Raw genomic sequence first — 14,139 nt, forward strand, 5'->3', positions numbered from 1 at the left:
TGATTATCTTTTTATTTGGCGTGTTTGATATTTGCATAGACAAGAAACACAGAGATCAGAAATATGTATCCATTGCTTCCAGTACATTGTATTGATCGTCCACCAGCAGCACTGTTCGCCACTTGTCAAAGGTCAGGCATGGGTGGGAAGTAGAGAGCGCGACAATATCGCCGACTTCGAGATCGCAGTCCGCGGAAATCTTTAACATCGCGTGCTGATCCATGATGGCGGTCACTTGCCAGTTATCCGGCGCTTGGGTCGGCAGTGGGTCGCTGTTCGGGCGAAAATGCAGGGTTGGCTGCGGTAGTCCGGCATCAAACGCTGCGTCGCGTTTGCCTGCAGTGAGAATGGCCATTTCCGGTTCCGGTCGCGATTGCACATAAGCCCATACTTCCAGGCTCGACTGGAGATCCCCTGCAGGCCTGCATGTTCTGTGCAGGCGCTGCATCACTTCGGTTTGTGCGCTTTGATAGATACCGCGGTCGTGAATCAGGTAACAGCCGGGGCGAATAAGCGTTTTTACCCTTGCTTCATTGTGGTCATTAAATATCTCCGCGACCACGTCATACCAGGCGGAACCCGCGCCGCTGAGCAGGACGGTATCGGTGCTGAAGCAATCGTCATGCAGTAAATCGAGGCACAGTGCCCGCACCATGGTCAGGTGGGCGCGTACTCGTAATTCAGCATCTTCGCCGTGAATCAGGCCCTCGTAGGTTTCCAGCCCGGCGAGCTCCAGGGCTGGGAACAGCTGCAGCATTTCGCAGACGGTTCTTACCTGCTGGTAGTTACGGCAACCGGTACGGCCACCGGGAACACCGATCTCGAGTAGCAGTTTGGGCGCTCTGGCCTGTTCTTTTCTATCGCAGAAAAACGATCCCAGTTGCCGCACCCCGGCTGCGGAATCCACCAAGCAGTAAAAATCCAGGTTGGGAAAGTCCACCAGCAGGGACTCGATCAACGCAAAGTTCTGCCGCCCCACCAGTTGGTTTGCCATGAGGACACGTTCTGCTCCAGCCTCAGCGGCAACGCGCGCCTGCTGCGGTGTGGCGATGGTCATTCCCCAGGCGCCGGCCGCCAGCTGCTGCTGAAACAGCGCCGCGGTCATGGTGGTTTTGCCGTGGGGGGCAAGGAGGATATCGCGCTCGTTCGCGAACTCCTGCATCCAGTGCAGATTGTTGGTAATGCGAGATTGGTAAATCACTGCCGCCGGAAGCGCGACATCTTCATGCAACAAGTTTGGTTTGCGTTGGTGCTTATTGGTTTTCATGGCGCTCCCTGCTCACAGACTACGAATGGTACGAGTTGGCACTCTTGGTAGAAAATATCACAAAATCAAAGTTGGTGTTGAAAATAACAAACACGATACCTATACTGGCCCGGCTTGCGTAGTATCAATATCCGGTCGGCCCATTCGGGTCATGTTATTGAAAAACCTAAAAAAACTGGGAAACGCTGTGAGTCACGAACCGGATATTGTTTCGAAGATCCATGCCCACTACGGCCAGTTGCGCGATGCCGAACAGAAAATTGCCCGGCTCATACTGGACGATATCAATTTCGCGGCCCATGCCAGTATCAGCGAACTGGCGGGCAAGGCGGGGGTCAGTGAGGCCACCATCACTCGCTTTGCGAAAGCAGTGGATTGTAAAAATGTGCGCGACCTCAAGCTTCGCCTTGCGCAGGCACTGGCGGTTGGGCAGCGTTTCTACACCGAAGTAAAAACCGAGCCGGGTGCCAATTATGGCGTTTACGACGAAATCAAGGCTGCGCTGGATCACAATGCGCGGCTGATTACTGAAGCAGTTATCGAGCCGGCCGTGGCTGAGCTGGTCAATGCCAGGCAGGTATTGGTCTTTGGTGTTGGTGGGGGTTCCACCGTAATGGCCCAGGAATGCCAGCATCGTTTTTTCCGACTCGGCTTCCCGGCTACGGCCTATTGCGACCCCATGCTGATGCGCATGGCGGCGTCGACCATCGACACAGGTGACGTGGTGCTGTGCCTGTCGCTGGGAGGATACAGCCCGGATGTGCAGGAGGCGGCGGAAATCGCGCGCGATTATGGTGCCGCGACCGTGGCGATCACTGTGGCGGAATCACCGCTGGCGAAAGCTGTGCACCATGTGATTCCCATCGAGCCGCTGGAAACGGATTACATTTTCAGGCCGAGTGCCGCGCGCTACGTGATGCTGGCGGCAATCGATGTGTTGGCCACGGAGCTGGCGGTTAAGCAGAAACGCAAGAGCCGCGAGGCGCTGCGGCGACTCAAGCATACCCTGGACAGTCACAAGCATGGCGAGGATCGTCTGCCGCTGGGGGACTGACCGGCATTACTCACAGGACAGTGGATGAGCTTCAAATCGGTAATTCGCAACGCGCAGGTTTTCGATGGTAGCGGTGGATTGCCATTCTGCGCAGATGTTGCTGTCAACGGCGGGTTCATCGAACGAATTGAGCACGTTGACAAGGGGGGCATTCCCGAGCGGGGTGACGAGGATATTGAGGCGGAAGGCCGGTGCCTCGCCCCGGGCTTTATCGATGTTCATACCCATGACGATCTGGAAGTTATCCACAACCCCCTGGTACCTGCAAAGATCAGCCAGGGGGTAACCACGGTTATTGTCGGCAATTGCGGGATCAGTGCCAGCCCGGTGACCCTCGATACGGAGCCCCCGGATCCACTCAACCTGCTGGGGCGGCGCGAGCAGTTTTCATTTCCGTACTTTTCAGACTACGCGCGCGCGGTGCAGAAAGCGCGTCCCAACACGAATGTGGCTGCACTGGTGGGCCATACTTCCCTGCGCAACAACCACATGCCGGATCTACAGCGCAGTGCCTCCTCTTCGGAGTTGCAGGCTATGCGCGCCCAGTTGCGTCAGGCGCTGCAGCAGGGTGCATTAGGGCTCAGTTCCGGTCTCGCGTATGGCAGTGCGAACGCCGCAGATACTGCGGAAGTATTGGCCATGGTGGCAGTGCTCGCAGAGCAGGGCGGTGTATACACCACTCACCTGCGAACTGAATTTGACCGCATTATCGATGCCATTGATGAAGCGCTGGTGACTGCCGGCGAACACCGCGTGCCGCTGGTAATTTCCCATCTCAAGTGTGCCGGGCGCGGCAACTGGGGCCGCAGTGGCGAAGTACTCGCCGCACTGGAGCGGGCTGCGCAACATCAGCAACTGGCGTGTGACTGCTATCCCTATACCGCCAGTTCCAGCACACTTGATCTCGCCCAGGTGACCGACGATACCGAAATTTTCATTACCTGGTCCACGTCTTGTCCGGACCAGAGTGGCAGGCCACTTGCGGACATTGCAGAAGACTGGGGCATTTCCTGCCTCGCTGCCGCAGAGAGGCTTCAGCCCGCGGGTGCGGTCTATCACTGCATGAGTGACGCCGATGTGCGCAACATTCTCAGCCACCCCCTGACCATGGTGGGCTCTGACGGCTTGCCCAATGACCCGCATCCACACCCCCGTCTGTGGGGCGCATTTCCGCGGGTACTGGCTCATTACAGTCGCGACCTCGGGTTGTTTGACCTGGCTACCGCGATCCACAAAATGACAGGGCTTTCCGCGCGAAACTTTGGCTTGAAACAGCGCGGATTTATTCGCGAAGGGTATTGTGCGGATCTGGTGTTGTTTGACCTTGATACATTGGAATCTGCGGCGAGCTACGCGGAACCCCTGACACCGGCACGGGGAATTTCCCGGGTTTGGGTCAATGGTACCTGCGCATATCGCGATGGCGATGTACTCGACAGCCGCAGCGGCGCATTTTTATTTCGGCACTGATTCGAAAGCCGGCCCGCGGGAACATGATCCCGTGGCCCGGATGTTTGTTGACTGGTTATTTTCAGGGGGAAGGTATGATTCAAAGGTTTGGTGCGGAAGGTGGAACAGGTACCGGCGGGCAACACCTGCCATTTTCCAGCGCAGTGGAAGCCGGCGGCTTTCTGTATGTCTCAGGGCAGACCCCGATGCGCGATGGCGAAGTGGTTGAAGGCGGTATCGTGGCGCAGTCCCAGCTCGCCATCGACAACTGTTTTGCAATCATGGATCAGGCCGGCTACAGCGCGGCAGATGTGGTGCATGTAACGGTGATCCTGACTGATGCCCGCTATTTTCAGTCGTTTAACAAAGTCTTCAAGGAAAACTTTGGCGCAAACCCGCCTGCGCGAATTTGTTCCGTGAACGATTTGGTGGTGGACTGCAAAGTGGAGGTCGGTGTGGTGTGTTACAAGGCGCCTGCTACCTGATAATTCCAGAACGCCATCCCGGTTACTCGCGTTCAATAACAATAAATCCCGACAATGAATGCCACATTTTTTCTCAGTATTTTCGCGCTCTATATCGCTTTTCTGATCGCGGTGGGCTGGTTTGTCAGCCGCCGCCAGAGCAGTGGTGACGACTTTCTACTGGCCGGGCGCAGCCTGCCGCTATTGCTGACCGTAGGTACTACTGTGGCCACGATGGTCGGCACCGGCTCCTCCATGGGCGCGGTGGGTTTCGGTTATGAAAATGGCTGGGCCGGGGCGCTGTACGGTATTGGCGGCGCGGTGGGGATACTGTTGCTCGGCGTACTGTTTGCGCCGGCGCGCGCGCAGCGTTTCTCCACAATGAGTGAAGAGCTGGCCCATTATGTCGGTGATCACCCGCTGGTAAAAAAAGTAGTGGCACTGCTGATTTTTGTCGCCTGTCTGGGCTGGCTGGGTGCGCATATTCTCGGTGGCAGCCTTTACCTGTCCTGGGTTGCAGGGATCGACCTTCAATTGTCAAAACTGATTGTGGCGGCAGGTTTTGCCATATTTGTGATTATTGGCGGTTACCACGCGGTGGTGTGGACCGATACCTTGCAAGCTTTGGTACTGTTCGTTGGCTTTTTACTGATGGCTTTTTTTGCTCTGGACCAGGTCGGCGGCTGGCAGGGTATGCTGGCGGCGCAAGCGGAAACTGGTAGTGCGGCGCCGCTAGCGATCGGGCTTGTGCCCGGTGTTTCCCTGGCGCTGGTGATCGCGGTTGGAGTGTTGGCTACGCCGTCATTTCGCCAGCGTATCTACTCTGCGCGCAGTGTTGCTTCTGTGCGCCGCTCATTTTATCTCTCCGGCATTTTGTACTTCGGTTTTTCGCTGGTGCCTGCGGTGATCGGTATGTGCGCTTTTGCCCTGAACGGGGAGCTGGAGAACCGTAACCATGCGTTTCCTTTCCTGGCGCTGCAGGTACTGCCGGTTGGCATCGGTGTGGCGGTACTGCTTGCCGGGCTGTCGGCCACTATGTCCAGCGCCAGTTCCGATGCCATCGCCGGTGTGAGTGTGCTGGTGCGGGACTTTTCCACTCGGCAGTCACAAACCACACCGGCCGACGGCATCCGCCGTTCCCGCTGGGGCCTGGTTGTGGTCATTGGCGCGGCCCTCGGGCTTGCACTGCTGTCGGATGACCTGATCGGCTACATCGGCAAAATGATTTCCACCATCATGTCGGGCCTGTTTGTATGCGGCCTTCTCGGGCGTTTCTGGCCTGGATACTCCTGGCGGGGAGCGCTGGCTTCCCTGGTGGCGGGTTCCCTGACTTCCATCCTGGTCATGGCTACCGTCAACTCATTCTGGGGAAATCCGATTATTCCCGCGGTGCTGGCCGCCCTGCTGGCCGGGGTTGTCGTGAGCTGGGCGTATCGGCCAGCGGCTTCTGTGGATAAAACCGATATGGAGTCTGTTGATCAGCGTGCGACCTAGGGGCGGCGGTGGGACGAAGTGGCCACAGACTGCGGGGAGCTGAGGTTCCCTATGCGGCATGGGAGAAGGGTTTCGCGTTAGAATGAGGGAAATGACGCCGCAGCGATGTGCGGTTTTATCCCCAAACTACGTGTGACCGATTCCAAAACTATGAAGCGTCTTGTTCTCCCCCTGATTCTTGCCGGGATTTCCGGATATTCGTCTGCTGAAGAGTTGACGATCGACAGAATATTCTCAGATCCTGCCCTGAGCGGCGCCAGCCCCCGCGCACTGCAGTACTCACCCGACGGCAGCCGGGTGACCTTCCTCCAGGGGCGCAAAGAGGATTACAACCGCTACGACCTGTGGGAATACAGTATCAAGGACGGTGAAACCCGGATGCTGGTCAACTCCGACCGGTTGCACAAGGGTGAGGAGAACCTTTCCGACGAGGAAAAGGCCCGTCGCGAGCGCCAGCGTATTTTTGGCAGCGGCATTATGGAATACAGCTGGTCCAAAGACGGCAAGTCGCTGCTGTTCCCGCTGGCCGGGGATGTTTTCTACTACGACGTCGCCAACGCCAAGCCAAAACGCCTGACCGAAACCGAAGCATTTGAAACCGATGTGCGGGTTTCCCCCAAGGGCCATTTTGTCTCCTTTATCCGCGACCAGAATATTTTCGTGGTGGACCTGAAAACTGGTCAGGAGCGCCAGCTCACCACTGATGGCGGCGCGAAAGATGGCGCGATCAAAAACGGTATGGCCGAGTTTGTGGCCCAGGAAGAAATGGGCCGTATGACCGGCTACTGGTGGTCACCGGATGAAAAGCAGATAGCTTATCTGCAGGTGGATGAGTCCCCCGTCGACGAAGTGACCCGCAGCGAAATCTACGCGGATCGCATCGACATGATCCAGCAGCGTTACCCCGCAGCGGGCCGCCCCAACGTCAAGATCAAACTGGGGGTGCTGGATCTCGCCAGCGGTAAAACCCGCTGGCTGGACCTGGGCAAAAATGAAGATATCTACATTCCCCGCGTCAAATGGGCGCGCGACGAACTGCTGAGCTATCAGTGGCAGGATCGCAGCCAGCAGACCCTGGAGCTGCGATTTGTCGATACCGCCACTGGCAAGACCCGCACCGCGCTGACTGAGCGCAGTGACACCTGGGTGAACCTGCACAATGACTTGCGCTTCCTCAAAGACAGCGACCGTTTTATCTGGGCATCCGAGAAAGACGGTTTCAAGCACCTGTACCTGTACGACTTTGCCGGCAAGCAACTGGCGCAGCTGACCGCTGGTGACTGGGCCATCGACGAGCTGGAAGCGGTAAACGAGAAAGCGGGCAAGGTGTATTTCAGCGGACGCAAAGATACGCCGCTGGAACGGCACCTGTACGTAGCGGGGCTCGACGGCAAATCCGGCATCGACAAGATTTCGTCCCGCGCCGGTATGCATTCGATCGAGTTTGCGGATGATGCATCCGGTTATATCGATACTTATTCAAACCCCACCACACCGGCCCAGGTGAGCCTGCACGGAACTGATGGCAAGCGCGTAACCTGGCTGGAAGAAAACAAGGTGGAAAAAGGCCACCCGCTGTACCCGTACATGAGTGACTGGATCGCGCCTGAATTCGGCACCATCAAGGCACCGGAAGGGCATACGCTGTACTACCGCATGTACAAGCCGGCGGACTTTGACCCGAAAAAAACCTACCCGGTTATGGTGTTCCTGTACGGCGGACCGCACGCACAGCTGGTCACCAACGGCTGGGATCGTCCGTTCAACCAGTACATGGCGCAGCAGGGCTATGTGGTCTTTACCGTAGACAATCGCGGCTCCGCCAACCGCGGCAAAAAGTTTGAAGACCCGATCTTCAAGAAAATGGGCTCTGTCGAGGTGGACGACCAGGTGACCGGGGTTAAATTCCTGCGCACCCTGCCGTTTGTGGATCCTGAGCGCATCGGTGTCTACGGCCACAGCTACGGCGGCTATATGGCACTGATGACCATGTTCAAGGCCGGGGACTATTTCAAGGCGGGGATTTCCGGCGCGCCGGTGACTGACTGGGGCCTCTACGATACCCATTACACCGAACGCTACATGGGCAACCCGAACCAGGTACCCAAAGCTTACGAGGCATCGTCGGTATTTCCGTATGCGAAAGACCTCAAGGGCCCGCTGCTGATCTACCACGGGATGGCGGATGACAACGTGCTGTTCTCCAATACCACTCGCCTGATCAAGCAGTTGCAGGACAACGGCCAGCAGTTTGAACTGATGACCTACCCGGGCAAGAAGCACAGCCTGCGCGGCAAGGAGACTCGCAAGCACTGGCACCAGATGATGAAAGACTTCTTCGATCGCAACCTGTAAGTCTGTTCAGGGTTTAGTGACATTGAATGAAAAGGGCTTCGCGATGCGAAGCCCTTTTTTATTGCCGGCCTGTCCGGCAGGTTTTCCGGATAACGGCTGTCCCGGTATTGGGGCAACCGTTATCCATGCCCATTCCTGAGCCGCCGGTAAAGCCGGTCTTTCATATGCGCGCGACGGATTTTCAGTTCATTGAAATGATTGTCGTCGGTGGCAACGCCGCGCTCTTCCAGACCGCGAATTTCCTTGTCCAGTTTGTTGTAGTCGTCGCTCTCTATCTTGAAATCCACATCTTCCTGGCGCATCTGGCGGATGGTTGCGGCATATTCGGGGAAGTCGGCTTCCAGGGTGTGAGCGCGAATGGGCATTGGCGTGATCTCCAGACTGTCGGTTTGAATGGGTGGTTTCAGGGTACTCCCTGATTACAGTTTAGCGGTTCGTTTACGCGCCATAAGTCCACGATTCTGGTGTTTCGCGTGCAATTTGGTGACAGCTGGCGCCCCGTTTTATGTCTATACGAATGACAATTAGTTGCGAAAACATGCGGTGTGACCTCGGCTCCGATCTCTTGGACGACATGCAGACCCACGGGCCGTGGCCTGTAGATCCTGGATACCCCGCGGTTCATTTTCGCCACCACTGGCTTCCGGAGCAGCGTCGCCAATACTCCAGCGCCTTGCCATATGTAGTTTCACCGGGGAATCGAGTTTGATAGCATCGTTTTTGGTAAGACCAAATAATGAATTCTGTCTGACAGGTGCTTGTGTGAAATTTAGCCAACCGCTGACTGCTGCCTTTGCTTCCCTTGTGCTCCTGGCCGGATGCTCTGGTGATTCCAGGGCTGTGGAAACGGCCAACCCTGCCCGCACAATGCAGGAGTACCGAGCACTGTCTGAACACTTCCATGCGCTGGATCAGAATGCGCTGAAGAGGGAAGTGCAGCAGAGCGGCCTCAAGAGACCCCTCGCGGCACCAGCTGCGAAACGCTTCGGGTTCGATGCAAAGCTGGCAACCGGTGATGCCGTGTTTATCGCCAGCGCGGAGGGGCGGCGTATTGCGGATGTGGTGCTGTCATTCCAGACCCCTTCCGGCGGCTGGTCGAAGCGCACCGATATGGGGAGTGCGCCGCGCAGGCCGGGGCAGGAATTTGGTAAGGAAAAAGACTATGTGCCCACCTTCGACAACTACGCCACCAGCGTTCAGTTCTGGGTGATGGTGAATGCCTGTAATGCCACTGCGGATAAGCGCTATTGTGATTCTGCGCTGCGTGCACTGAAACTGGTGATCCTCGCCCAGTACCCCAATGGCGGCTGGCCGCAGACCTTTCCCCTGCGGGGAAAATACCACGATGACATCACCTTCAATGACGATGCCATTGCCAACCTGCTGAATATGGTGGGGGCCGTGGCACGCGGAGATGAACGTCTCGCATTTGTCCCGGCGGCCCTGAGGCGGCAGGCGCAGGCGAGCCTGCAGCGCGGTTTGCAAATGCTGGTGGATACCCAGGTGATCATCGATGACCGGCCGACTATCTGGGGCGCTCAGCACGATGCCGCGACACTGCAACCGACGTCAGCGAGGGCCTTCGAGCCGGTGGCCCTGGCCACCAGTGAAAGTGCGGATCTGGTGCTGTTCCTGATGGCTGTGGATAACCCGCCGCCAGCGGTTGTGCGCGCGCTCGAACACGCCGTCGAATGGTTCGAGCAGCACAAAATAAACGGCTTCCGCTACGAGCGCGCCAGGTATGAATACAAGGAACTGATTGCGGATGATGACGCGAGCCCGCTATGGGCACGCTTTTACGATATCGACAGCGACCGTCCGGTATTTGGTGATCGCAACGGTGAAGTGTATTTCGAATTGGGCCAGGTGTCAGAAGAGCGCCGCGCGGGATACGGCTGGTATACCGAACGTCCCTACAAGGTCCTGAAGGAATATGCGAAGTGGAAAAACAAACACCGGCCCTGAAGCCGGTGTTTGTTTCCATTGTTCCGCCGTCTAGTTCGCTTCAGTAATAGTGTAAATCCGTGGCTTTGCCGCGGAATACCCGATATGAAAACGCGGTGTACAGCAGAATCACCGGCACTACGACCACCGCGCCCACCAGAATGAACTGCAGGGATTCCCGCGCGCTGGCCGCCTGCCAGATATCGAGCTGACCTGGAACGATTTCCGGGAAAAAGCTGAAGGCGAGGCCGCTGAAGCTCAGGATAAAAATACCCACCACAGTATAGAACGGCAGGCTGCAATGGCGGTCATCCGCCTTCGGCAGCCGGCGCAGCAGAATGTCATTGGCAATAAATGCAATGAAACACAGCGTGGGTATCAGCAGCACAAACATCACCAGCGGGAAGGTAAACCAGCGGTCGAATACCCCCGGGTTCACCAGCGGGTTGACGACACACACGGCCACTACACCCAGAAGGGCAGCGCGCCCGGCCTGAATACTCCATTTGACCGCGCGCTGTTGCAGGGCGTTTTCCGTTTTCATCACCAGCCAGGTTGCGCCGATATAGGTGTAGGCCGCAGTCACTCCCAGGGCACTCACGACACAGAAATAAAAGGCGGACCAGCTGCGATCAAAGCCCATCACGTACTGCCCGAGCATATAGCCCTGGGCGAGGGTGGTGATCAGTGAGCCGAGCTTGAACGTGCGATCCCAGGCGAGCTTGTGATCCACTGCCGCCTTGGCGCGGAAGTCGAACGCCACACCGCGCATGATCAGGCCGATCAGCATGATCGCGGCGGGGATATAAAGATTGGTGAGCACAATACTGTGGGCGGTGGGGAAGGCGATCAGCAGCACGCCGATAGCCAGTACCAGCCAGGTTTCGTTGGCATCCCAGAAGGGGCCGATCGACGCGATCATGATGTCCCGCTGGCGCTCGTCGGCCTCTCCCATTGGCAGCAGGATACCGACGCCGAGGTCGTAGCCGTCGAGGATTGCATAGACCACAACCGCCAGCCCCATCAGGCCGATAAACACCACCGGCAGCCAGTCATTACCGGCCATGGTTGTTACAACGTCACTCATTGAACACCTCCTTGAGTGCTGTGACCGGGCGTGGATGAAGTTGCCTCTCTGGGCAGGTTGGTCAGGCTGCCGTCGGCAGCCGGTTCACTGGTTTCGAACTCCTCGACTTTTACGGACTTCAACGCCATCACCCTGAGGGTGTGGATGTAGGCCCACATGAGCACCACATAGGTGATCAGGTAAAGGGTCAGCGAGAGGCCGACATTTTCCGGTGCCACCGGGGTCACCGCTTCGGCGGTCTTCAGGATGCCGGTGACCAGCCAGGGCTGGCGCCCCACTTCAGTGACATACCAGCCGGCGAGGGTGGCCACCCAGCCGGAAAAGGTCATGGCGACCAGTAACCGGAGCATCCAGGTGGGCAGCTCGCCGCGCCGGCGCATCAGGAAGATGGCTCCCCACGCGGTGACCAGCATCAGCAGGCCGACGCCGACCATGATGCGGAAACCGAAAAACATCGGTTTTACCGGCGGATGATCACCCTCGAATTCGTTCAGCCCGCGAATAACGCCGTCCGTTTCATGGGTGAGGATCAGGCTCGCCATATTGGGGATGCCGATACTGAAACGGTTGGTACGCAGCTCTTCGTCCGGGATCGCGAACAGCAGCAGTGGGGCGCCGGCCTCGGTGTCCCAGACGCCTTCCATTGCGGCGATTTTCTGCGGCTGGTGTTCAAAGGTGTTGAGCCCGTGCAGGTCGCCGACGAACGCCTGTACTGGTGCGAGTATCGCCGCAAGGATCAGGCCGGTCTTGAGGGCCAGCCGCGGCGCCTGTTTGTCGTCACCTTTCAGGATCCGGTATGCGGAAAGGCCGGCGACAAAGAACGCGGCGGTAAGCCCGGATGCCAGCAACATGTGCGCGAAGCGGTAGGGGAACGACGGGTTGAAGATGATCGCGAGCCAATCCGATGCGTATACCACGCCGTCGCGGATTTCGTAGCCGGCAGGTGTCTGCATCCAGGAATTGAGCGCGAGAATCCAGAAGGCGGACAAGGTGGTACCGACGGCGACGATCAGCGCAGAGAGCGTGTGCAGGCGGCTGGAAACCCGGTTGATGCCGAACAGCATGATGCCGAGGAAGGTCGCCTCAAGGAAAAACGCGGTGAGTACCTCGTAGCCCAGTAACGGGCCGGCGATATTGCCGACTTTTTCCATAAAGCCGGGCCAGTTGGTACCGAACTGGAAAGACATGGTGAGGCCGCTGACCACACCCAGGGCGAAGGTGAGGGCAAAGATTTTTACCCAGAAGCGGTAGGCCCGCATCCACACCGGGTTGCCGGTGAGATCGAAGCGCAGCTTGAAAAAGAACAGGATCCAGCAGAGCGCGATGGTGATAGTGGGAAAGAGAATGTGAAAACTTATATTGGCTGCGAACTGTATTCGCGAAAGGATCAGTGTATCCAGCATGCGCACCTCACAAAACACTGACAGCGCCCGGGCCGGGCGCCGGTAAATTCCTGCTACGCCCTATTTTTTTCCAGAGCCACCGCTGGCTTTGGACTTGAGTTCCAGCAATTTGCTGAGGCCGGATCCCAGTTTCATCAGTTTGAGCAGGTCCTTCTGATCCAGCCTGCTCAGGGTATTGGCAAACTGGTCGAGCATCTCCAGCAGGCTGTAAACCTCCTGGATTTTTTCCTGCGCCAGCGCTTCCTGTTCGTCGCGTGGATCGGCCAGCAAAAGCTGGCGCAGGAGTGTCAGGGTCGGGTCGAGCTCACGCTTGCGGCGCTCCTCGAAAACGGTGCGCGCCAGGTCCCAGATGGAGCCGGCTGCGGTGAAGTAATCCTTGCGGTCGCCGGGCTGGTGGTGCAGTTCCACCAGGCGCCAGGCCTGTAATTCTTTGAGTCCCATGCTCACATTGCCGCGGCTGATCTTGAGCGCTTCGGCGAGCTGGTCGGCATTGAGCGGTTCGCTGTGAATGGTGAGCAGGGCAAACATCTGTCCCACGGTGCGGTTGAAACCCCACCGGCTGCCCATTTCCCCAAAATGCATTACGAATGCTTGTGCCTGACTGGAAAGTTTCATTGTTTTCTTAACTTTCAGAAATTTCTGAAAATTCTAAACGTAAATTGATGTGTGTCAACTGTGGGGGGCTATTTTCTAGGGGAGTAGGCTGTTGGGGGCGAGGGTTACTGGGAATTCGTAGAGTTTACGTAACAACTACTTCGAGGCGGTGCCGCTATCGGGTAGAGCCTTGTGAGACACGCCGTATACCCATCCATGGGGGCTCGGCTGCGGCCGTCCAGGCCGCAGACGGTCTCACAAGGCTCTACCCGATATCGACACCTTCGCACCGGACTTATACGAGAGAACGAAATCGGGGGTTGTTCTGTTGGAGCCTAGGTAGTGGCCCAGCCCCGCAGCAGGTTGTGGTAGATCCCGGTGAGGGATTTGACCTGTGGATCCTGGTGGCCGCGATCCATGGTCAGGGCCTGGATGCACTGGTCCAGCTCGAACAGCTGCTCCCGCTGGTGGTCGTCGGCCACCAGGCTCTGGATCCAGAAGAAGCTGCAAATCCTCTCGCCCCCGGTGGTTGGGGTCACCTGGTGCAGGCTGGAAGAAGGATAGAGCACCGCACTGCCGGCATTCAGCTTGACTGCCTGGGCACCGTAGCGGGTCTCAATCATCAGCTCGCCGCCGTCGTAGGTTTCCGGCTCGCTCAGGAACAGGGTAATCGACAGGTCAGTGCGCAGGGATTCCCCATTTGGCAGCTGCATAATGGCGCTGTCTACGTGCAGGCCATAGTGGCCGCCGTCTCGGTAGCAGTTGAACTTGGGGGGGTAGATTTTTTGTGGCAGCGCCGCGGAGACAAACAGCGGATTGCGGCCGAGGCGCTCCAGCACCTGCTGGCGCAGTTGTTGTGCCACCGGGTTGCGGTCGTCCATTTGCAGGTTGGCTTTCACTGACGCCGCCTGACCGCCGGCGGTGGCGATGCCATCCAGCCAGGGTTGCTCCACCAGCTGCGCGCGCAGTTGCGCGGCTTCTTCGGCGGTAAAGAGATTTTCGATCACGGTCAGCATGATATTTCCTAT

Annotated in this window: 12 protein-coding genes; 6 read left to right on the top strand and 6 right to left on the bottom strand. The window is 57.7% G+C overall.

The window, feature by feature from the left end:
* Positions 1-55: 55 nt before the first annotated feature.
* Positions 56-1,267: an amino acid deaminase gene (locus tag ACNKU7_RS03045; protein WP_418295485.1), complete on the bottom strand. Its 1,212-nt coding sequence runs from the start codon at positions 1,265-1,267 to the stop codon at positions 56-58.
* A 187-nt stretch (positions 1,268-1,454) separates the two neighbouring features.
* On the opposite strand from ACNKU7_RS03045, the gene ACNKU7_RS03050 reads away from it, so the two are divergent.
* The 5 genes from ACNKU7_RS03050 to ACNKU7_RS03070 all read left to right on the top strand — a co-directional run bounded on the left by ACNKU7_RS03050 (position 1,455) and on the right by ACNKU7_RS03070 (position 8,083).
* On the top strand, positions 1,455-2,321 hold the full coding sequence (locus tag ACNKU7_RS03050; protein ID WP_418295486.1) for a MurR/RpiR family transcriptional regulator: 867 nt from the start codon (positions 1,455-1,457) through the stop codon (positions 2,319-2,321).
* Positions 2,322-2,345: 24 nt separating this feature from the next.
* A complete protein-coding gene (locus tag ACNKU7_RS03055; protein WP_418295487.1) occupies positions 2,346-3,791 on the top strand; it encodes an N-acyl-D-amino-acid deacylase family protein in 1,446 nt (481 codons plus the stop codon).
* Positions 3,792-3,865: 74 nt separating this feature from the next.
* Positions 3,866-4,255 carry a RidA family protein gene (locus ACNKU7_RS03060; protein ID WP_418295488.1) on the top strand — a complete coding sequence of 130 codons (390 nt, stop codon included), beginning with the start codon at positions 3,866-3,868 and terminating at the stop codon, positions 4,253-4,255.
* Between the two features lie 54 nt (positions 4,256-4,309).
* Positions 4,310-5,728, top strand: coding sequence for a sodium:solute symporter family protein (locus tag ACNKU7_RS03065; RefSeq protein ID WP_418295489.1), 1,419 nt, complete (start codon positions 4,310-4,312; stop codon positions 5,726-5,728).
* A gap of 150 nt (positions 5,729-5,878) precedes the next feature.
* Complete coding sequence (locus ACNKU7_RS03070; RefSeq protein WP_418295490.1) at positions 5,879-8,083, top strand: S9 family peptidase; 2,205 nt, start codon at positions 5,879-5,881, stop codon at positions 8,081-8,083.
* Positions 8,084-8,202: 119 nt separating this feature from the next.
* Here ACNKU7_RS03070 and ACNKU7_RS03075 read toward each other — a convergent pair whose 3' ends face one another.
* Positions 8,203-8,448, bottom strand: coding sequence for a YdcH family protein (locus ACNKU7_RS03075; protein ID WP_418295491.1), 246 nt, complete (start codon positions 8,446-8,448; stop codon positions 8,203-8,205).
* A 397-nt stretch (positions 8,449-8,845) separates the two neighbouring features.
* On the opposite strand from ACNKU7_RS03075, the gene pelA reads away from it, so the two are divergent.
* A complete protein-coding gene (pelA, locus tag ACNKU7_RS03080; RefSeq protein WP_418295492.1) occupies positions 8,846-10,048 on the top strand; it encodes a pectate lyase in 1,203 nt (400 codons plus the stop codon).
* A 40-nt stretch (positions 10,049-10,088) separates the two neighbouring features.
* On the opposite strand, the gene ACNKU7_RS03085 is transcribed toward pelA, so the two are convergent.
* The 4 genes from ACNKU7_RS03085 to ACNKU7_RS03100 all read right to left on the bottom strand — a co-directional run bounded on the left by ACNKU7_RS03085 (position 10,089) and on the right by ACNKU7_RS03100 (position 14,127).
* The gene (locus ACNKU7_RS03085; RefSeq protein WP_418295493.1) at positions 10,089-11,114 is read right to left on the bottom strand and encodes a cytochrome d ubiquinol oxidase subunit II; all 1,026 of its coding nucleotides are present in this window, start codon (positions 11,112-11,114) and stop codon (positions 10,089-10,091) included.
* On the bottom strand, positions 11,111-12,517 hold the full coding sequence (locus ACNKU7_RS03090; protein ID WP_418295494.1) for a cytochrome ubiquinol oxidase subunit I: 1,407 nt from the start codon (positions 12,515-12,517) through the stop codon (positions 11,111-11,113). Before ACNKU7_RS03090 ends, ACNKU7_RS03085 begins: the two co-directional genes overlap by 4 nt.
* A gap of 60 nt (positions 12,518-12,577) precedes the next feature.
* The gene (locus tag ACNKU7_RS03095; RefSeq protein WP_418295495.1) at positions 12,578-13,132 is read right to left on the bottom strand and encodes a GbsR/MarR family transcriptional regulator; all 555 of its coding nucleotides are present in this window, start codon (positions 13,130-13,132) and stop codon (positions 12,578-12,580) included.
* A gap of 314 nt (positions 13,133-13,446) precedes the next feature.
* The gene (locus ACNKU7_RS03100; protein ID WP_418295496.1) at positions 13,447-14,127 is read right to left on the bottom strand and encodes a Fe2+-dependent dioxygenase; all 681 of its coding nucleotides are present in this window, start codon (positions 14,125-14,127) and stop codon (positions 13,447-13,449) included.
* Between the last annotated feature and the right edge of the window lie 12 nt (positions 14,128-14,139).

Origin of the sequence: Microbulbifer weihaiensis, assembly GCF_048323715.1 — a bacterium.
GTDB lineage: Bacteria > Pseudomonadota > Gammaproteobacteria > Pseudomonadales > Cellvibrionaceae > Microbulbifer.